Here is a 20612-nt window from a genome sequence, read left to right as displayed (position 1 = left end):
TCGGCGTGTCCGCATCATGCGTGTTCAACGGCCGGGTAGCTTGCCTCCATGATCCCCTGAAGTTTCAGAGGATCAAGGACATAGGTCGCGAGCGTAAGTCGCCTGTATCCCATCGCGACTTCCCAGTCTGTGGGGTCGAGCGCCGCAAGTTGTTTGGCGGCGATGGAATCGCCCTCGAGATAGGTCACAAGATCGAGCGCATGGAATTCGCTTCCGGCCCAGATCGACAGACTGCGCTCCTCACCGCTCAGCTTGCCCATGGTCAGGACATTGATGAGTTCATGCGCCTGGCGAACCGGATGGCCGTTCAGGGCCGCACCATGAAAGATACGATTTGCGGTGACGATTCCGGTGTGGACTTCGGCAGACGGATCGACCGCCCAGCCATGCTTCTTCAACAATTGGCTCTTGTGGGTCGTCTCCGAAAAGACCCGCCGCCGCTTGTCCAGCTGGTCGCGCCCGACCTTAATGTGATCATAGCTGTTGCGCATCTCGTGTGGTGAGCACGGGTGGTAGGCGTTCTTGCATTCGAAGAAAAACAGATGGCCATCGCGCCAGGCGACGATGTCGAGTTCAAAATCGAGCCCGCCAGCACGCAGTTCCACGCCGGATTCAACCTTGAACCCCGCGGATTTGAGCGCGTCGATCACTGCGTTCACCATCTGGTCTTCGGGGCCGAGTGCGATCGGTCGCAGGCCGTTGGCCACGATGGTGTTACGGACGAGATTCGAGGCGGCCAGCACCTGAGGGGCAATGACGTAGTAGCCGCCGAGGTCGATCAACGGTCGATATTGCAGATCGATGTGACCGGTGCTGATGGTCATTTTCATCAGATCGATCAGGGAGCGCACCTTTGCTTCGCTCCTAAAAATCAACATCATCTGCATGAAGAGATTGTCGTGAGACATCACAAAGACGGTCGACGTGAAGGTGAGGAATGTGCGCTCGGCCTCGTCCTCAATCCGCGCCAAGGCCCTTTGGTACACACCGCTCAGGAAGGTGAAGTACCTCTGAAATTTGAAGATGTCGGTGGTGGTGACATGCTCATTCACATCGGCGATCAGATCGCTGACGTTCCCAAAGTTGTTGACATCGAGGAGGAGGAGGCTCTCCACCTCCTCGCGAAACATCTGGTCCCCAGCGAAGATCGAGAAGATTTCCGGCGCCGTCGGCAGCATCATTCGATAGCGTCTGACCGGCTTTTCCGCGAGTTCGAGCAAGCCGGGAAAGGCGTCACGTTCAAAGCCCATGTCGAGAAAGTCACTCATGGACATCGGCGGGTTTGAGTTCCGGAAACGGTGGATCCGGATGATCGCTTGATTGTCGCTCTGAATGTAGCCCAAGCGGACGGAGCGCTCTATGTCCGGGTCGATCGATGAGATTGTGACGGTCTCGCCTTCGAGCGTCGCTTGATAGGGCAACCCATCAATCTGGGTTTCCGCGTCCTTGAATTTTGTGAGGCGCACGGCCGCGAGGAGCAGTCGTTCATAGACCACCGCGTCCGTCGTGATGGCAGCAATATCGACGTGATTGCAGCATTCGTCGGTGATCGGGAACAGCGAGGCATAGATCGAGAAGATCAGCGAGGCGCCGTCTACATATTCTTCCGTGGTGTAGCGGCGAGGCGACCAGGACGGCTGCGAAGGGTCGGCGACCCAGCCCTGGTAGAACTGGTTATTGAGAATCACGAGCAGGGTCTTGAGAACGCAATCTCGCCGGCTCCCGAGGATTTTGACGATTTCGTCGTAGAGCGCGCGCGCGTTGGAGGCCAATTTGCTGAGCGCAATCACGGACTCGAAATAGCGAGCGCGTTCTGGAGCGTTCAACAACGGCCGTATCTGGAGTGCGGTCTTGGCGAGGGTGCCGATCAGATTGCCGGCGTAGCCGTAACGCGAAGCACGCAGCACACCTGCCCGGCGCAGGCGGGGCACCACATAGGCGGCATCGATGTACAACAGCGCGAGGAGCGTCACGGTCGCCTCGCGGCGGCGTTTTGCTTCGATATGACCGCCGAGCGTCTCGATTGCGGACCGGATCTCGGCGCCGATCGCCTTGGACATCGCAGGCCGCGGCGATTGGCCCAGCTTGGCAATCATGTCGGTCTGATTCCGTGTCGCAAGCAGTGTCGCGATGAGGGCTTCAACTGTCGCGGCGGACGAAGATACCATGAAACGCTGCTTTCCTGCTCCGGCTGTTGCTGGCGCGCCTCGTTCACCCGCTCACACGTCAATGGCGTGAACAGAAACACTGTGACGCGTTGGCCGTAAGCTGGCCCCCGAAGGCGATATAGGAATGGTCCAGGCTCCCTGCCATGAGCTGGAATGATGTCTCTCGCCCGAATACCTATGCACCGACCGGCTAGTCTAATGACAAGCTCCCACTGCGCCGAACTTCTCTCGTTTTCCCCCGGAGCTGCGAGCCGGCGAGTTTGGACAGGATCAGCGGAAATCACGCGAACGGACCCTTATGCCGGGATCAGGCGGTGGCGTCAGCGATCTGCGATCCCACGATACCAGATCACGGGGATCGCACCGCAGCGGATGTTTGGCCACGTCAGCGCGACTAACCCGGTAGATATCGGCGACATCCGTGCGTGTGCCAACGCTGGCAAGGAGCGGCGACAAATCATCGAGCCGCTGGGCGACCACATGGATCACCTCGCCCTCGCGCTGCACCTGGCCTCGCACGCCCATCATCGACGCACCCAGGACGGCGCGCCGATGCTTCTCGAACACGTTGGTCCATACCACCAGGTTGGCGACGTTCGTTTCGTCCTCCAGCGTGATGAACATGACGCCCTTGGCGGAGCCCGGCTTCTGTCTGACCAGCACGATCCCCGCGAGATTGATCCAGCGGCCGTCTTTCATGGACTGCAGCTCATCGCAGGTGATCATCTTGCGATTGCGCAATTCGTCGCGCAGGAACGCCAGCGGATGAGCCCGCAGCGACAGGCCAGAGGCCCGATAATCCTCGACCACTTCCGCGCCGGCGCCCATAGGCGCAAGGATGACCGTCGGCTCGATCGCTTCCTGGCGTAGCTTGCCTTCACGTTCGTCCGCCGCAGCGAACAAGGGCAATGCTGCATTGCCGAGCCCCTTAACGCTCCACAGTCCCTCACGCCGATTGTTCCCCAATGAGCCGAACCCATCGGCTTCGCCGATCCGATCCAGAGCGCCGCGCCCCACGCCGGCACGCCGCTGGATTTCCTCGACGCTCTCATAGTGTTGATCGGCGCGCGCCGTGACGATCGCCGCGGCATCGCGGTTGGCGAGCTCATTCACCATGCGAAGGCCCAGCCGAACGGCGAGATAGCGGCCGCCCGTTGGCTCAAGGGTGCAATCCCAGCGGCTGTGATTGACGTCGATCGGGCGGATCTCGACGCCATGCTGACGCGCGTCGCGGACGATTTGGGCCGGGGCATAAAAGCCCATGGGCTGGGCATTTAGCAGCGCGGCGCAAAACACATCTGGATGATGGCATTTCACCCAACTGCTGGCGTAGGCGATCAGCGCAAAGCTCGCGGCGTGGCTTTCCGGGAAACCATAGGAGCCGAAGCCCTCGATCTGTTTGAAGGTGCGCTCCGCGAATTCCTGATCGTATCCGCGCGCGACCATGCCATCGATCAGCTTGTCCCGAAAATGTGAGACGCCGCCTGTCAGCTTGAACGTCGCCATCGCGCGCCGAAGCAGATCCGCTTCGCTCGGTGTGAAGCCAGCGCATTCGATGGCCACGCGCATCGCCTGCTCCTGAAACAGCGGCACCCCCAAGGTCTTCTCGAGCACGCGCCGCAGTTCCTCGGTCGGATAGGTGACGGCCTCCTCGCCGTTGCGCCGGCGACGATAAGGGTGGACCATATCGCCCTGGATCGGCCCGGGGCGCACGATCGCCACCTGAATGACCAGATCATAGAAGGTGCGCGGCGCCATCAACGGAATGGACGCCATCTGTGCGCGGCTCTCGATCTGGAAGACACCCAAGGTATCGGCCTTGCGGATCATCGCGTAGGTCGCCGGATCCTCGGCGGGGATGGTCGCGAGATCGAGCTTCAGGCCCTTGTCATTCTCCATGAACTCGAACGCCCGCCGCATGCACGACAACATGCCCAGCGCCAGGACATCGACCTTCATGAAGCCCAGGAGATCGATATCGTCTTTGTCCCATTCGATCACCTGTCGATCTTCCATCGCAGCCGGCTCGATGGGCACCAGTTCGTCAAGCCGATCGCGCGTCAGCACGAATCCGCCAGGATGCTGCGACAAATGGCGCGGCGTATTGATGAGCTGACGGGCCAATTCCAGGGTCAGCACCAGGCGCCGGTCGGCGAGGTCCAGATTGAGCTCTTCCGCGTGTTTTTCCTCGACGCCATCCTGGCTCCATCCCCAGACGGACCCGGCCAGACCCGCCGTCATGTCCTCGCTCAGGCCGAGCGCCTTGCCGACTTCGCGGACCGCGCCCCGCGCGCGATAGCGGGTCACGACGGCCGTCAGCGCCGAGTGCGTCCGCCCATAAGTCTCATAAATCCACTGGATCACTTCCTCCCGGCGCTCATGCTCGAAATCGACGTCGATATCGGGCGGCTCGCGCCGCTCGGCCGACACGAAACGCTCGAACAGCAATTCCGAGCGCACCGGATCGATCGAGGTGATGCCCAGCACGTAGCAAACGGCACTGTTCGCGGCCGACCCACGTCCCTGGCAGATAATCTCGCGCCGCCGCGCTTCGGTCACGATGGAATGGACGGTCAGGAAATAGGGCGCATACTCAAGGTCCGCGATGAGCTTCAGTTCGTGCACCAGTTGCGAGCGCACCTTGTCATCGACCCCCTCGGGATAGCGGTCGGGGGCTTTCTCCCAGGTCAGCCGCTCCAGCTCCTCCTGCGGCGTCCGGCCGGGCACATTGATCTCATCCGGATATTGGTAACGGAGCTCCTCAAGGCTGAAACTGCACCGCGCTGCGATCTCGAGCGTGCGAGAGACGGGCGACGCATCCTTGAGATAGCGACGGAACAGCCGCTCCATTTCCTGGCCGGTCTTGAGATGCCGATCGGCGAACCGCTCGCGCCGAGCGCCCAATTCGTCGATCGTGCATTTCTCCCGGATGCAAGTGACAACATCCTGCAGCATGTGGCGCTCCGCCGCGTGGTAGAGCACGTCATTGGTCGCGACCGTAGGAACGCGAGCCGCAGCCGCCAGGTTCGCGAGATCACGCAGCCGGATCGCATCTTTCGGTCGCCGCCGGATCGTCAGAGCCAGATAGGCACGGTCGGCGAAAATCCGTTTCGTCCGCGCAAGGGCGGCCTCGGTGCCGACGTCTGCCCGGTCAGGACTCAGGATCGCGATGAGCCCGTCATTCCATTGTTCGACATCCGACCAGTCGAGATGACAGGCTCCCTTGCCGCCGCGTTCTTTGCCGATGCTGAGCAGTCGGCACATTCGGCCATAGGCTGCGCGATCCGTCGGATAGAGCAGTAGCGCCGTGCCGTCGCTCAGATCGATCCTGCATCCGATGATGGCACGAACGCCGGTGGTCCGTTCGGCATCCCAGGCCCGGACGATGCCGGCGACCGATCCTCGATCAACGACGCCGAGAGCAGGCAATCCGAGCAATGCGGCCGCGGCGAACAGCTCCTCGGGGGATGATGCGCCCCTCAGGAAGCTGAAGTGCGTCGTAACCTGCAGCTCGACATAGTTGGCGTCGACCTCGCTCATGCGAACGCACCGTGGATGAACCAGCGCATGGTGCCCGTAGCCGGATTTACGCCGTCACCGAGCCGGAACAGCCAGTACCGACCGCCTGTCTCGGTCTCGACCTGATAATAATCCCGGACGATCAGCGCCTTGTCGGCCTCATTGCCGCTCTCGCGCCACCATTCGCCGTGCAAGCGTTCCGGACCATCGCCTCGGGTCACCCGATAGCGCTTTCGACGCCACACGAAGAGGCGAGGGGCATCGTCTGGCAGCAGGGCGACCACGTCGATTGGCTCGGGTCGATCCAACATGCGGGCGGGGCGAGGGAGGTCATCGTCCCACTGGGCGCCGCTATCTTTCGCAAGGGCGGGCATCGTGGTGATCGAGCGCTCAGGCATACTGCTCGCGTGCGGTGCCGCCCGATGCAGGCTCCGTGGACCAAAACGGTTGGCGAGCGCATCGACCAGAGAGGCGAGGTTCGGCCCGCGTCGCGGGCTTTCCAACCCTTCATCCTGTTGGGCCGCGAGCGCGTCAGCCAGCGGCGTCACGAGGGTCATTGCCTCAATGCCAAGCCCTGGCTCGACCGTCTCGATCTTAGCGCACAGCAATTTCGCGAGATGGCCTGCGTCGCGGGATGCGGTTGCGGTCCCGATGCGGATCGCCTGATTGTGGCCGTCCACACGGTGGAAATAGCAATCCAATCGGCGAGCACCCTTGCCGATACAGGTGAGCTGCCCCACCACATCGGCAACGAGATCGCCGATCACCTGGGCGAAGGCTTCAGGTGTCGCGATCGGCTCCATGAAACCTCGACGGGCCCGCGGCAGATGTTCAGGGTAGATCGGCTCGATCGGCTCGGGCACGAAGCCGAGCGCCTGATCCAGCCGCCGATGCAATTCGCGGCCGAACCGTTTGGCGAGAGGGCCGCGCGGCGCACCGATGAGCTGTTCGATCCGCTCAAATCCGAGCTTGCGCAAACCTTCGACCTCGCGTCCTGGCAATCGCAACGCCGATATCGGCAGGATGGAAATGGCAGTGCGGTGTCCGCCCGGCTCGATCGTGACCGGCCGGCCGGCGGGTACATGCCGCGCAACGGCATGGGCGCAGCCTGCAGTGTCGGCCACAGCGATCTGCAGAGCCAGCCCCGACGCGGCAACACGGCGATGGAGATCCTTGAGCAGCGCCTTCTCGGTGCCAAAGAGACCCGCGCAGCCGGTGATGTCGAGCCAGATTCCGTCGGGCGCATCCGGTGATACGAAGGGTGAGTATCGGCGGCCCGCCCATAGCGCGAGATCGCGAAGTCCCTGCAGGTCGCCCTCCGGGTCGGCATCGACGACCTGCAATTCAGGGGCAAACGCTCGGGCCTTCGTCACGGTCATGCCGACGCGGACACCGAGCGCCTTAGCCTCGGCATCGACGGCAGCAATGACTTTCCTGCCGTGATCGGGCACCGCGGTCACCAGCGGAAGATCAAGGACCAGGCCGTCACGGCACTCAGGCGACAATTTTGCGATCTTCCGCCGCAGCCGGTCGGTCGACCAGTGCGGCAGGAAGAGCGATACGACCCGTCGCATCGCACGCCTCCACGATCCAGGCGTGCGGATTACCACCGCGCACACGTTCCAAATCCACATGCCAGCGAGGGCGACCCAGGCTCGGCAGACCGAGATCTTCGCTTGGTGAAGCGGTGATCCGCCAGCGTGTCATCGCTGCCGTCCCTTCGGCGACCTGTTCGGCCTTCGCCGCGCGACGAAACACGAAGGCCGCTACACCCGAGCTTTCCGCCGCCAATTGCAGGCGCTTCGATGCAGTAGTCGAATATTTCCCGACTTCGCCAACCACACCGGCGATGCCAGGGTGATGCAGGCACTCCTCCATCGCGAGCAGGACATTGGTGTCGCTGCCGGCCTCGACATAGATGACCCGATCTGGATGAAGACCGGCGAGATGAAGGGCAGGGGCAAACAGGTCGCGCCAGCGCAGGCACCAGAAGACGGGACCTTCCATTCGCGCCAGGATTCCCGCCAGAAAGACCGTCGCACTCGCCTCGTCCGCGAGATCGGGACTGCCCATCATTTCATGGAGAGCACCTGCAGCAATGCCTCCGCCCGGCAATCGCTGATCCAGTTCGTCGATGCCGAACGGGATCGCTTCGCGCTGAACGCCTACGCCCTCGATACGCGCGATGCGCGCTCGCAAATCTTCAAGGACGGTTGATTGACGCATGGCATTCAGGAGACTCGGGACTCGTTGATTCGTTCCTTATTTGTTCCTGTTCCCGGCGATGAGTCAAGCAGCTCAAATGCACCGCTTCCGAAGCCTGTGGAATCCGCCAGAAAAAAAGCGCCTTCGGTCCTTTGTGGGATTCACATCCACCAAAGTGCATAGTAGATTCATGCTATGTTCCATCAGGCAGACCTATTCGAAGCATCCGTCGAACCCGCGCGAGGGATGGACACGCCGGGGCTTTTGGCGGCGATCGCCGCAGCTTCGCCGCGGCCAAAATTCTCCTACATGCTCCTCCAGCTCCTGGAGGAAGTCGCTGACGAAAAGGGCAGGGCTGGACCGAGCGTGATGGTGAACGGCGACGCCGTGCCTGTCCGCGACTGGCTGTGCGATGCGCTGGCTCCGATCGCGCAGCGTACACCCTGGCGCCGTTCGACGATCGAAACCGTGCGGTCGGCACTTGAGCAGGCTGACGAACTACCGGCCGATCCGACACAGGCTGACCGTGTCATTGAAGAAAGGGTCCGTGAGCGGGTTCGCCAATCGGGCCGCTGCAATGTCAGCCGCGCAGTGTCGGATCTATGTCGGGGCGGCCTCCTGCGACGCCACTATCAGGGCTATCGGGTGGATCATCAAAATCGCGGCGCCCAGCGCGAGGCAGTCTACACGATCATGCCGGACACCTTGGCGGCGCTACGCCGGCGATGAGCTGCCGCTGATCGCAAGATCGGCTTCTACTGCGGTCGCGCGCATCAGGCGATCGGGCATCTCCAACAACTTCACGGCCGCCGCGGTGATCGCTTCGGCTTCGGTGGGATAGGATTCGGCCGAGCTGATCGATACCCCATCGGGCAATGCGACCGTTGCCTGAAATCCGTTGCCTTTAGGTGTCGCGCTCAATCGGACTTCCATGAAAGGTCTCCGCGTTGTATCGGGACTGATATTCTTATAAGATATTGATATTTAACATAATTCTTATTATCGCTCTAAGAATTTGTAAGCGCAACTTCGAAAAGAGACACCTCCGCAATTTCCAAATGAGACTCGTCTCTTGAGGACGCCCCTGCCGCGATCCAATGCTGCTCTTCGAAGCCCGACTTATCCCGCCAACCAGCGGACGGTCAACTTAGCTGACCGTCCACTCCTCGGTAGTGTAGCCTTCGTGGCCCGCCGTTAACTCTGGACAGCGGCGTCGATCTTGGATCGTTGATCACGGCGGACTTGCCACCGAGCAGCAAGAGCCGTGATCGCCGGCAAAACGAGCAATGTGAGCACGGTCGAGGTGATCAGTCCGCCGATGACCACGGTCGCGAGCGGCCGCTGGACTTCGGCACCCGTACCGGTTGCCAATGCCATCGGCACAAATCCGAGACTGGCGACTAACGCCGTCATCAACACGGGGCGCACGCGCTGCATCGCGCCACTGACGATGGCGTCTTCCTCGCCCGCCCCTTCTTCGCGTCGCTTGCGGATCGCGCTCATCATGACAAGGCCGTTGAGCACCGCCACGCCCGACAGCGCGATAAACCCGACCGCCGCGGTGATCGAAAACGGGATGCCGCGCAGGAGCAGCGCGAACACGCCGCCGGCGAGCGCCATCGGCACCGCGCTAAAGACGATCGCTGCCGGCACGAGCCCGCCGAGTGCCATGTAGAGCAGTGCGTAGATGGCAACGAAGCAGATTGGCACGACGATCAGCAAGCGCAGCCGGGCCGATTGCAGGCTTTCGAATGTGCCGCCCCAGGCTGTATACATGCCGGGCGGAAGATCGAGGTTGCCGATCTTCGCCTGCGCTTCCTGCACAAATCCGCCCAGATCTCGGCCGCGGACGTTGACCTGCACGACCACCATGCGCTTGCCGTTCTCGCGGCTGATCTGGTTCAGCCCCTGGGTGTAGCTGAACCGCGCCACTTCGCGCAGCGGGATCGAGCGGGCAATCTGGCCATCGGCCGCGGGCAGCATCACCGGGATGGCGCCGAGCGTTTCAAGATCGTCGCGCTGGGCGTCGGGCAAGCGAACGACCACCGAGAATCGCCGGTCACCTTCAAACAACAGCCCCGCCTCACGGCCTCCCAGTGCTGCGGCGACGGTACTGGCGACCTCCTCAACCGTCAGTCCGTAGCGCGCCGCCGCGAGCCGATCGATCTTCACATCGAAGGTCGGCGCACCGTCAGTCTGTTCGGCGCTGACGTCGCCCGCGCCGGGTATCGTGCGCAATACGCCGGCGATGCGCTTGGCCTGCGCGCTCATCGCATCAAGATCGTCGCCGTAAAGCTTGACCGCGACATCGGCGCGCACGCCCGCGATCAGCTCGTTGAACCGCATCTGGATCGGCTGCTGGATCTCGGTGCGGTTGCCGATCAGCGGCTTCATCCGCTCCTCGATCCGCCGCAGGATATCCTCCTTGGATTTGACCTCGGCGGGCCATTCGCTCTCGGGCTTGGGGATCACATAGGTGTCCGAGGCATTGGGTGGCATCGGGTCGGTGCCGAGATCGGCGTTGCCGTTCTTCGAGAAGACCAGCGCCACCTCGGGCAGCGTCTTCAGGGCGTTTTCGATCTGCAGCTGCATCTGGGTCGACTGGTCGATCGATGCGGAGGGCACGCGGAAGTTGGTGACGGTGATGTCCTTCTCGTCGAGCTGCGGCATGAACTCCTCACCGAGGAACCCGAACGCGAACACAGCCGCGGCAAACACGCCGACCCCACCGAGAATGAACGGCATCGGGCGCGCGACCGCCTTGTCGAGCAGCGGGGCGTATTTCTCCTTGAACCAGCGGATCGGCTTGACCTCGGTCTCGCTGACCCGGCCCTTGATGACGATCGCGATCATGGCGGGCACGAAGGTGATCGACAGCACGAATGCGCTGGCCAGCGCGACCATGAGCGTGATCGCCATCGGCGAGAAGGTCTTGCCCTCGACCCCCTGGAAGGTGAGCAGCGGCACGAACACGAGGAAGATGATCAGCTGACCATAGACGGTCGGCCGGACCATCTCCTGCGCCGCCTCGATCGTCTCGCCCATCCGCTCCTCGAGCGTGAGCAGACGGCCTTCATGCTCCTGCCGCTCCGCAAGGCGCCTGAGCGCATTCTCGACGATGATGACCGCACCGTCGACGATCAGGCCGAAATCGAGCGCGCCGAGGCTCATCAAATTACCTGATACGCCGAGCCCATTCATGCCCGCCGCCGTCATCAGCATGGTGATCGGGATGACCGCCGCCGTGATCAGCGCGGCGCGGACATTGCCGAGCAGCAGGAACAGGATGACGATGACGAGCAGCGCGCCTTCGACCAGGTTCTTCTCGACCGTGGCAATAGTCGCGTTGACCAGTTTCGAGCGGTTATAGACCGGCTCGGCGAAAACGTCAGGTGGAAGGGCCTTGTTGATTTCGGTGAGCCGCTCGGCCGCGCTGTTGGCGACGATGCGGCTGTTCTCGCCGACCAGCATCAGCACAGTCGAGATGACCGCTTCCGATCCCATGCGGCTGCCCGAACCGGTCCGCACCGCGCCGCCGATGACGACCTGACCGACATCCTTGACGCGCACGGGGACGCCCGCGCGGGTCGCGACGACGGCCTGCTCGATCTCGTCGATCGATCTGAGCCGCGCATCGGCGCGGACGAGGAAGCTCTCGCCCGCGCGCCGGACATAGTTGGAGCCGGCCGAAAGGTTCGCCTTCTCCAGCGCATCGGCGAGGTCGGTGATCGATAGGCCGTAGGTCGAAAGCGCATTGAGGTTCGGCTCGACCAGATATTGCTTCACATAGCCGCCGTTTGAATCGACGCCGGCGACGCCTTTCACGTTGCGCATCTGCGGACGGATGATCCAGTCCTGCACCGTGCGCAGATAGGCCGCCTTGGCGAGTTCGGTGGTGAGCCGCTCGCCCTCGGGCGTCAGGTAACTCCCGTTGGACTGCCAGCCGGGCTTGCCGTCGGTATGTTCGGCGCCGCCCTTGCCGTCGGGATGCCGGAACGCGACCGAATAGAAGAAGATCTCGCCAAGCCCGGTGCTGAGCGGTGCGAGGTTGGGCTGGATGCCGGCAGGCAGGCTGTCCTTGGCCTGGGCGAGACGCTCGGTTACCTGCTGTCGCGCGAAATAGATGTCGGTCGTGTCCTCGAACACCGCCGTCACCTGGCTGAAGCCATTGCGCGAGAAGGACCTGGTCATCTGCAGGCCCGGAATTCCGGCGAGCGCTGTCTCGACCGGGAAGGTCACCTGCTTCTCGATATCTACCGGTCCAAGCGTCGGCGCAAAGGTGCTGATCTGCACCTGCCGGTTGGTGACATCGGGCACCGCGTCGATTGGCAGCTTGGTGATCTGCCAGGCGCCGAACGCGACGACCAGCAGGGTGAGACACGCAACCAGCCAGCGGCCGCGCACCGAGAGTTGGAGGATGCGGCCGATCATTCCGCCGACTCCTTCTCGAGTTCGGCCTTGAGCAGGAAGGCGTTGATAGTCGCAATCGGCGTGCCGGCCTTTAGCCCAGATACGATTGCAACCAGTCCGCCGCTGCGGCTGCCGACCTCCACATTGGTCGCCTTGAAGCCGTTCGCCGTGCGGACGAACACGACCGTTCGGTCGCCGACGGTCTGGACCGCGTCCTGCGGCACCATCACGCCATCCTTGGCGGCGCCACCGCTGCCGAAGATGCGGGCCTGTATGAGCTGGCCGGGTGCCAGCATCGACACGCCGGCACTTGGTTCGATGACCACCGTCGCACCGCGCGTGTCGGGATCGACCACGCCCGTCGAAGACCGCACCCGGCCTTCGATGATCTGGCCGTCAGCCAGGCTGAGTTCGACGCGATCTCCCGCACGGACACGCGGCGCATCGGCCGACGGCAGGCTCGCCGTGATCTGGAGACGGCTGGGATCGGCCACTCGGAACAGCTCGGTCTCGGCCGAAACGAACTGGCCAAGGTTGGCGGGAGCTGCGGTGACACGACCTGAGACCGGGCTGGCTACCACCACCGATCGCCCGTCACGCGCGACCCGCGTTGCGCCGGCGGCAGCGCTGGCGCGCATTGCGTCGGCGCGGGCGACCGCGAGGTTGGCTTCAGCCGTTTCATAGTCCGCGCGCGGCGAGACGCCCTGCGCGAGCAGGCTGCGCTCGCGCGCCAGTTGCCGGGCCGCGAGCGTCACCCGCGCGGAGGCAGCAGACTGGTCTGCGGCGATCGCCGAGGCATCGCGACTCTCGACCAGCGCCAGCGTCTCGCCGGCGCGAATGGGATCGCCGATCCGCTTGAAGATGCGGCTCACCGTGCCGGCGGCGCGCGAGGTCAGCACCGCCTCCGCGTCGGGCGTCGCCTCGAGCGTTGCGGATGCCGCGATCGCCGCGTCGAGTTCGCCCGAGGCAGCGGGCGCGACCGAGATCTGCGAGGTCTTGATCGCCTCGGCGGTCATCGCGACGCTGTCCGATGGCGCGGCCGATTGTTCGGCGGCTGCTTCGACCTGTGGTGTGGGAGCGGTCAGGCGAGCAATGCCGAACCCGGCGCCGGCAGCCAGCACGAGCGCCAGCGCAGCGCCGGCAGTGAGTTTCTCATTGGCGTTCATTGGATGGGTTCCCCCGTGATGGTGCGGCCAGCGAGGCGGGCTAGGCGTGCGCGCGCTTCGAACCGGGCGGTTTCGGCGTCGAGAACGGTGCTGCGGGCGGTGCCGAGACCGTGGCGGGCGGCGAGCAGTTCGACGAGCGGCGACTTGCCTGCCTCATAGGCGATGCGGGCGAGACGATAGGTCTCGTCGGCGGTGGCAAGCGCGCCGCGCGCGGCGGTCACCCGGCTTTCAGCGGCGGAGAGCTCGGCGGCCGCCGATTGCGCTTCGGCACGGGCCTCGGCGCGTAGCACCGCAAGCCGGGCTTCGGCGGCATCGACCTCGGCGCGCGAGGCGGCGATGTTGCCGCGGTTGCGGTCGAACAGGTGAAGCGGAATGGTCACGCCGCCGAGCACCGCGGTCGCACCCTCATATTCCAAGCGGCGCACGCCCACGCTCGCGGTGATGTCGGGTGTCGCACGGCGGCTTTCGACATCGAGCCGGCGCGCTGCGGCCGCGCGTTCGGCTTCGGCGACGAGCAGCGCGGGACTGGCCGTCGGATCGACTGGGCCAACCATGTCCGGGCTGGGACCGGTATCGAGCAGCGATTCAGCGAGGCTGGCAAATGGCGCATCCGCTCCGACCAGTGCCGACAGCCGGACATAAGCGGAGATGCGGTTCGCTTTGGCGAGATCGAGCTGGGCGCTGACCTCGTTGAGCGCCGAGCGTGCCTGGAGCGCGCGGAGCCGCGTTTCCTTGCCCGCACCGACCAGCGCTTCGGCTGCCTTCAGGTCGCTCTGCGCTTCCTCGACTTCGTCTTCGGCAAGGCCAACGCGCCGGTCACCGATTTCGGCGGCGGCGTAGGCGCGTGCGAGATCATAGGCGAAAACGACCCGGGCATCGCGGTCGCGAGCACGCGACGCGACCACGCCGGCTTCTCCGGCAGCGATCCGTGCCGAGCGCTTTCCGCCCAGTTCGATCGGCTGGCTATATTGCAGCGTCGTCTCGGCGCGCCCGAACCCGGAATAGGGTGACGATCCCGCCACATTCTCGGTCATCACATTGATACTCGGATTGGGCCGTGCGCGCGCCTGATCGCGCAGCCCTTCGGCCTGGCGGACGCCGGCTTCGCTTACCGCGAGCCGCGGAGCGTCCTCGCTTTCACGCAGCAGCGTGGCGAATGGCGGCGCTACCTGCGCATAGGCGCTCTGGGCGACCGCCATGAGGCAGGTCGCGGCCAGCATGCCGGCAACCGCACGCCGCGGCAGCCGGCCTCGAAAGGCTTGCATCGGTATTTCCCCTTGAAGGCTTGAAGATCGGGCGCGCCAGACGGGCGCGCGACTTCAGCCTCGCGGGGGTCTCAGGAGTCCGTCGGGGTGGATCGCGCCGGGCGCCTGCGGGCCGGCAATGCTCCACTGGAGCGGCACCGGCTTGAGCATCGCAGCCAGCACGGGCTGGCGCGGTACATCGATCGTCTGGATCACGGCGTGCGCCGCCATGTGCAGGACATCCGCCATGTCGGGCGTCTTGCTTGGCGCATGCTCGTGATGATCGCGATCGACACTGGTTGCATGAACTGCGGCATGGCTGTGCGGCATGCCATCGTGCCACGTCGATAGCGCCAGCACGCCGATCATTGCGAACAACGCCATAAGCGCGGCGACGCGCCCGAGCGCGCCACCGGAGCCGAAGCGCCGCGTGGAGATCGACATTGCTGTCATACGACAAGACCTATCGCGAGAGCTGTGAACTCACAAGACGAACGCGCGATCATTGGCGCGGCCAATGCTGGTGCAGATCGTCGATCACGAAGACATGGCTCTGGTTGCCGCCGCTATGATCTTGGCGAAGATGCGGATGGTCCGGGCCAAGCGTCTCGTGATCATGCGCGATCTCTTGCGGATCGCTCTTCGGCCATAGCGCGACGGCTGCAAAGAACCCGATCCCGGAGAGACCTGCCATCGCGGTCAGCGCCGCGGGCATTCCAATCGTCGCGCCAAGCTGGCCGACCAGCGGATAGGCGATCAGCCAACAAACATGGCTGAGCGCGAACTGGGCGGCGAACAGCGCGGGCCGGTCTCCGGCGCTGGCCGAGCGACGCAGCAGGCGCCCCGATGGCGTGACGCTCATCGAATAGGCGATGCCGAGCAGCGGCCATGTGAGCAACAGCACCGTCCAGCCAATCCGCCCGCCGCCCGCGGTCGCGCCCCATGTGGCGAGGCCGGCGAGCATGACGGTCAGCAAGGCGGCGGCACTCACCATCACCGCGCGATCGGCAATACGATCGAGAACGCGCGGCAACAGCAGCGCCGCGAGCATCGAGCCGCCGCCATAGGCGGCAAGCGCCAGGGCGACCTGCGACTGGCCGAAGCCGAGTCCGCGGACGATGACGACGGTGTTGACGATGACCATCGCGCTCGCCGCGGCCGCAGCAAGCGTCACCGCGAGCAGGCCGCGCAGGCGCGGTGTCTTGAGATAGATACGGATTCCGCGGGTCGTCTTGTCGTAGATGCCAGTATCGGCCTTCGGTGAAGCGGCGCTCCTGGCGAGGCCTGATGAGACCACCAAAGCCGCCGAGGCGAGGAACCCGATCGCGGTCCCCGAGAACAGCCAGTGGAAATTGATGATCGTCAGCAATGCCGCCGCGAGCATCGGGCTGGTCAGGCTCTCCATGTCATAGGCCAGCCGGGACAGCGACAGAGCGCGGGTATAGTCGCCCTCGTCGGGGAGCACGTCGGGGATGGTTGCCTGGAACGTCGGCGTGAACCCTGCGGACGCGGCCTGCAGCACGAAGATCAAGACATAAACCTGCCAGACCTCGCTGACGAACGGCAGGCAGATCGCGACCGCCGCGCGGACCAGATCGAGCGCGACCAGCAGCGCCTTGCGCGGCACGCGGTCGGCGAACGCGCCGGCGATCGGACCAACGCCGATATAGGCGACCATCTTGATCGCCAGCGCCGTGCCAAGCACCGCGCCCGCATCACCACCGGCGATGTCATAAGCGAGCAGGCCGAGGGCGACCGTCGCCAGGCCGGTCCCGACCAGCGCGATGAGCTGGGCGAGGAAAAGATGACGATAGGTCCGGTTGGCGAGCACGGTAAGCACGCCCGCCCCATATCCCCCTGGGGGGATACATGTCTATCCCCCCAGGGGGATATTTTCTCGACAGTCGGTCGCCTGCATGCGATGCTATCTCATGGCCCACTATGCACACTCCAATCATCCGGCGATCATCAAGCGGCTGAACCGTGCCGCTGGTCACCTGAAAAGCATCGTCGGGATGATCGAGGAGGAGCGGCCGTGCGTCGATATCGCGCAGCAGCTCCAGGCGGTCGAAAGCGCGATCGCCAGCGCGAAGAAGGCACTGATCAACGATCATATCGACCATTGCCTCGTCCATGCCGAGGAGGGTGAAGGACCGGCGGAGGCGATCGCGCAGTTCCGCGCGATCTCCAAATATCTCTGACCAATGCGCTTTCTTGCGCAGAGCTTTCTTGACAGTCGCGGGCTCCGGAGGCTTATTCGCGGCATGGGGATCGCGATCACCCCATGAGGCGACAGGCTGAAGCATCGCGTCCTTCTTGATAACTCAAGGACGCATCATGCCTGCGCTCAATTCCATCCAAGTCGACAAACTATTTCGCCTGATCGGCACGCCCAAGGCGCCGGTCATCATCGATGTTCGCACCGACGAAGACTTCGCCGCCGATCCGCGCCTCATTCCCGGTGCGATGCGCCGACCCTGGGCCGAGGTCGCCAACTGGGCGGGCGGCTTCCGCGGCAGGCCGGTCGTGGTCGCGTGCTGGCAAGGCCACAAGCTCAGCCAGGGCGCTGCCGCATGGTTGCGGCAGGATGGCGCGGAAGCTGAAGCACTCGACGGCGGCGTCAAGGCGTGGGTCGATGCCGGTTATCCGCTGGTGCCCGAAGCGATCCTGCCAACGCGCGATCCGCAGGGTCGTACCGTGTGGGTCACACGCGCGCGGCCGAAGGTCGATCGCATCGCTTGCCCTTGGTTGATCCGCCGCTTCGTCGATCCGAACGCGGTCTTCCTGTTCGTTGCGCCCGGCGAGGTGGTCGGGGTCGCAGACCGGTTCGGTGCGGCGCCGTTCGACATCGAGGGCGACGGCATCCGCTGGAGCCACGACGGCGATCGCTGCACCTTTGACGTGATGCTCGACGGGCTCGGCCTGGCCGGGGTCAAGCCGCTTGCCCATCTCGCCATGATCGTGCGCGGCGCCGATACCGGGCGTCCCGATATCATTCCCGAGGCAGCGGGGCTGGTCGCGCTGTCGCTCGGTCTGTCGCGCATGTATGCCGACGATCTCGAACAACTCGACGCCGGAATGCTCGTCTATGACGCGCTCTATCGCTGGTGCCGCGATGCGACCGGGGAGACCCATGACTGGGTCTCGCATCAACCGAAAGGCGCGCGCGCGAAGCCGGTGACGGCATGAGCACCGCATCCGTGGAAGTGGGCGTCGCGTCGTCGCGGCAGCCGGGACCGGTCGCGCCGGTCACACTTGGCGAAGCCTTCTGGGTCTGGCTGCGCATCGCCGCGCTCTCGTTCGGCGGTCCCGCCGGGCAGATCGCGGTGATGCACCGCATCCTCGTCGACGAGAAACGCTGGATCGGCGAGCATCGGTTCCTGCACGCGCTCAACTATTGCATGCTGCTTCCCGGTCCCGAGGCGCAGCAGCTCGCTACCTATATCGGCTGGCTGATGCACAAGACGCGTGGCGGCATTGTCGCCGGCGCGCTGTTCGTGCTGCCCGGCGCGGTCTCGATCATGGCCTTGAGCTGGATCTACGCGCTCTACGGCCGGGTCGGCATCGTCTCTGCCTTGTTCTTCGGCCTCAAGTGCGCGGTGCTCGCGGTGGTGTTGCAGGCGGTCGTGCGGATCGGCAGCCGCGCACTCAAGAACACCATCATGCGCGGGTTGGCAGTGCTGGCATTCCTGCTCATCTTCTTCCTCGGCGTGCCGTTCCCGGTCATCGTGCTCGGCGCTGGCCTGATCGGCTATTTCGGTGGGCGCGCGGGGATCGCCGCGTTCCAGGTCGGCGGCGGGCACGGCGCGGCCAAGGGCGAGATCGTCGAGGATGCCGACACGCTGCTCGGCGAGGCGCTGCCCGCGCACGCCAATCCCACGATTCGTCAGTCGCTGCGCCAGGCGGTCGTCTGGATGGTGCTGTGGCTGGCACCGGTTGCGGTGCTCTTATTGCTCCTCGGGCGGACCAATGTGTTCAGCCAGATCGCCACCTTCTTCTCGACCATGGCGGTGGTGACGTTCGGTGGTGCTTACGCGGTGCTCGCCTATGTCGCGCAGCAGGCGGTCGAGGGCTATCACTGGCTCAGCCCGACCGAGATGCTCGACGGTCTCGGTATGGCCGAGACGACGCCCGGACCACTGATCATGGTGCTCCAGTTCGTCGGGTTCATGGGCGCCTATCGCAATCCGGGGATGCTCTCTCCGTTGCTCGCGGGGACGCTCGGCGGACTGCTCGCAACCTGGGTAACGTTCATTCCCTGCTTCCTGTGGATCTTCCTCGGCGCGCCGTTCATCGAGCGGATGCGCGGCAACAAGGCGCTCTCCGGCGCGCTCGCGGCGATCACCGCGGCTGTCGTCGGCGTAGTGCTCAACCTTGCCGTCTGGTTCGCGATCCACACGATCTTCCGGCAGGTGCGGCCGCTGCGGGCCGGCCCGATCGAGTTCGACATGCCGATGCTGACCAGCGTCGATCCGTGGGCGCTCGCCATCTCGCTTGCGGCGATCATCGCCATGTTCCGCCTGAAGGTCGGTATCTGCCTGACGCTCGGCGGCGCTTCGGCCGCAGGCGTCGCCCTTCACCTCGCCGGGCTGGTCGGATGACCGGCCACAGCCATTTCCAAAGGAGACGCCCATGACTGACCCCACGATTGATCGCCGCAACCTTCTCGCCGCCGGCGCGATGGTGACTCTTGGTGCCGCCGCCCTCGGTTCGGCCGAAGCCGTGGCACAGGCTCCGGCCGCGGCCGGTCCCGCCGGCAAAGCGTTCGCGCCGCAGCCCGTTCCGCTGCCGTTCGATCCGAAGTCGATCACCGGCTTGTCCGAGCGGCTGCTCGTCAGTCATCACGACAACAACTACGTCGGCGCGGTGAAGCGGCTCGGGGCGATCAGCACGCAGTTCGCGGGGATCGATCCGATCAAGGCGCCGGGGTTCACGGTCAACGGCCTCAAGCGCGAGGAACTGATCGCCTGGAATTCGATGATTCTGCACGAGCTCTACTTCGCTGGCCTTGGCGGAACGTCGCGCCCGGGTCGCATGCTTGGCCAGCTGATCGAGCGTGACTTCGGCAGCTTCGATCGCTGGGCAGCGGAGTTCACCGGGATGGGCAAGGCACTCGGCGGAGGATCGGGCTGGGTGCTGCTCCAGTGGAGCCACCGCGACAACCGGCTGACCAACCAATGGGCCTCCGACCACACCGCGACCCTCGCCGGGAGCACGCCGCTCCTCGCGCTCGACATGTACGAGCATGCCTACGCGATGGATTACGGCGCCAAGGCAGGAGACTACGTCGATGCGTTCATGCGATCGATCGCGTGGAGCCATGCCGACACGTTGGCCAGCCATTTCGGTGGCGGTTAAAAAGACGCCCGCCAACGAAGCTTTCGCTCTGTCTGTTCAATATTGAGGGAGCTCATCGCAGAGCGATGGTTCCTTTGGTTTGTCGACAGCGAGCGTCGTTATGAGCCGGGGCAGCGTTGAGCTGTGTGGAGGGCTCCACACTGCCCCGGCTCATAACGACGGTTGGGCAGCCCTATCGCCAGCGAGAGTCTCGTTTCTAACTTGCGCGAGAATGTCTCTTTTCAAAATTGGTTTAACAGAATTTGCGATTGTGGCACGTGTCCGCATCGGCCTATTCCGGTTTGAATGCGAAGTTACTCAATGATATGATGTCGGCGGTAGAAAGTCGCCCATGTTTGATACGATCACATACGCATTCACCAAAGATCTACCCGGCGGCCCAATCTATAGGCCGGCCGATCCGATGCCGCATGAGATCAATTCCGACGAGAGCGATGACGATACTAGCGAGCTTTCGCGTGGCCGCCTGATCGGTGGCGTGATTTCGCTTGTCCTGCTCGTGGCGACGGGTGCCTATCTTTACCTGACGCTCTGACCGGTCC

At 64.1% G+C, this 20612-nt stretch carries 16 protein-coding genes; 6 read left to right on the top strand and 10 right to left on the bottom strand.

Annotated elements, in window-relative coordinates:
- Positions 1–14: 14 nt before the first annotated feature.
- The 4 genes from CMV14_RS25505 to CMV14_RS25490 form a co-directional block, all read right to left on the bottom strand.
- A complete protein-coding gene (locus CMV14_RS25505) occupies positions 15–2168 on the bottom strand; it encodes a hypothetical protein (protein ID WP_139114822.1) in 2154 nt (717 codons plus the stop codon).
- Between the two features lie 270 nt (positions 2169–2438).
- Positions 2439–5708, bottom strand: coding sequence for an error-prone DNA polymerase (locus CMV14_RS25500; protein ID WP_066701113.1), 3270 nt, complete (start codon positions 5706–5708; stop codon positions 2439–2441).
- A complete protein-coding gene (locus CMV14_RS25495) occupies positions 5705–7261 on the bottom strand; it encodes a DUF6504 family protein (RefSeq protein WP_066701114.1) in 1557 nt (518 codons plus the stop codon). The genes CMV14_RS25500 and CMV14_RS25495 overlap by 4 nt, the downstream gene beginning before the upstream one ends.
- Positions 7182–7913: an ImuA family protein gene (locus CMV14_RS25490; RefSeq protein WP_066701115.1), complete on the bottom strand. Its 732-nt coding sequence runs from the start codon at positions 7911–7913 to the stop codon at positions 7182–7184. The genes CMV14_RS25495 and CMV14_RS25490 overlap by 80 nt, the downstream gene beginning before the upstream one ends.
- Positions 7914–8087: 174 nt before the next feature.
- Between CMV14_RS25490 and CMV14_RS25485 the strand changes: the two genes are divergently transcribed.
- Positions 8088–8621, top strand: coding sequence for a hypothetical protein (locus CMV14_RS25485; RefSeq protein WP_066701116.1), 534 nt, complete (start codon positions 8088–8090; stop codon positions 8619–8621).
- Here the strand turns inward: CMV14_RS25485 and CMV14_RS25480 are convergent.
- The 6 genes from CMV14_RS25480 to CMV14_RS25455 form a co-directional block, all read right to left on the bottom strand.
- Positions 8607–8825 carry a hypothetical protein gene (locus CMV14_RS25480; RefSeq protein WP_066701117.1) on the bottom strand — a complete coding sequence of 73 codons (219 nt, stop codon included), beginning with the start codon at positions 8823–8825 and terminating at the stop codon, positions 8607–8609. The genes CMV14_RS25485 and CMV14_RS25480 overlap by 15 nt on opposite strands.
- Positions 8826–9086: 261 nt before the next feature.
- Positions 9087–12323 (bottom strand): efflux RND transporter permease subunit, encoded by a 3237-nt coding sequence (locus CMV14_RS25475; RefSeq protein ID WP_066701118.1) that lies wholly within the window; start codon positions 12321–12323, stop codon positions 9087–9089.
- A complete protein-coding gene (locus CMV14_RS25470; RefSeq protein ID WP_066701119.1) occupies positions 12320–13468 on the bottom strand; it encodes an efflux RND transporter periplasmic adaptor subunit in 1149 nt (382 codons plus the stop codon). Before CMV14_RS25470 ends, CMV14_RS25475 begins: the two co-directional genes overlap by 4 nt.
- Positions 13465–14733 (bottom strand): TolC family protein, encoded by a 1269-nt coding sequence (locus tag CMV14_RS25465; protein WP_066701120.1) that lies wholly within the window; start codon positions 14731–14733, stop codon positions 13465–13467. The genes CMV14_RS25470 and CMV14_RS25465 overlap by 4 nt, the downstream gene beginning before the upstream one ends.
- Before the next feature lie 54 nt (positions 14734–14787).
- Positions 14788–15156 carry a hypothetical protein gene (locus CMV14_RS25460; RefSeq protein WP_066701121.1) on the bottom strand — a complete coding sequence of 123 codons (369 nt, stop codon included), beginning with the start codon at positions 15154–15156 and terminating at the stop codon, positions 14788–14790.
- Positions 15157–15214: 58 nt separating this feature from the next.
- On the bottom strand, positions 15215–16552 hold the full coding sequence (locus tag CMV14_RS25455) for an MFS transporter (protein ID WP_066701122.1): 1338 nt from the start codon (positions 16550–16552) through the stop codon (positions 15215–15217).
- A 91-nt stretch (positions 16553–16643) separates the two neighbouring features.
- Between CMV14_RS25455 and CMV14_RS25450 the strand changes: the two genes are divergently transcribed.
- The 5 genes from CMV14_RS25450 to CMV14_RS25430 all read left to right on the top strand — a co-directional run bounded on the left by CMV14_RS25450 (position 16644) and on the right by CMV14_RS25430 (position 20605).
- Positions 16644–16913 (top strand): metal-sensing transcriptional repressor, encoded by a 270-nt coding sequence (locus CMV14_RS25450; RefSeq protein ID WP_066701123.1) that lies wholly within the window; start codon positions 16644–16646, stop codon positions 16911–16913.
- 136 nt (positions 16914–17049) lie between these two features.
- Positions 17050–17901 (top strand): chromate resistance protein ChrB domain-containing protein, encoded by an 852-nt coding sequence (locus tag CMV14_RS25445; RefSeq protein WP_066701124.1) that lies wholly within the window; start codon positions 17050–17052, stop codon positions 17899–17901.
- Positions 17898–19313: a chromate efflux transporter gene (gene chrA, locus CMV14_RS25440; protein WP_066701125.1), complete on the top strand. Its 1416-nt coding sequence runs from the start codon at positions 17898–17900 to the stop codon at positions 19311–19313. Before CMV14_RS25445 ends, chrA begins: the two co-directional genes overlap by 4 nt.
- Positions 19314–19344: 31 nt before the next feature.
- Positions 19345–20070, top strand: coding sequence for a superoxide dismutase (locus CMV14_RS25435; RefSeq protein WP_083216031.1), 726 nt, complete (start codon positions 19345–19347; stop codon positions 20068–20070).
- 331 nt (positions 20071–20401) lie between these two features.
- Positions 20402–20605 carry a hypothetical protein gene (locus CMV14_RS25430; protein ID WP_066701126.1) on the top strand — a complete coding sequence of 68 codons (204 nt, stop codon included), beginning with the start codon at positions 20402–20404 and terminating at the stop codon, positions 20603–20605.
- Positions 20606–20612: the final 7 nt, after the last annotated feature.

Origin of the sequence: Rhizorhabdus dicambivorans, from assembly GCF_002355275.1 — a bacterium.
GTDB lineage: Bacteria > Pseudomonadota > Alphaproteobacteria > Sphingomonadales > Sphingomonadaceae > Rhizorhabdus > Rhizorhabdus dicambivorans.
The sequence above is the reverse complement of the archived record's forward strand: the minus strand, read 5'-3'. Positions and strand labels throughout refer to the sequence as shown.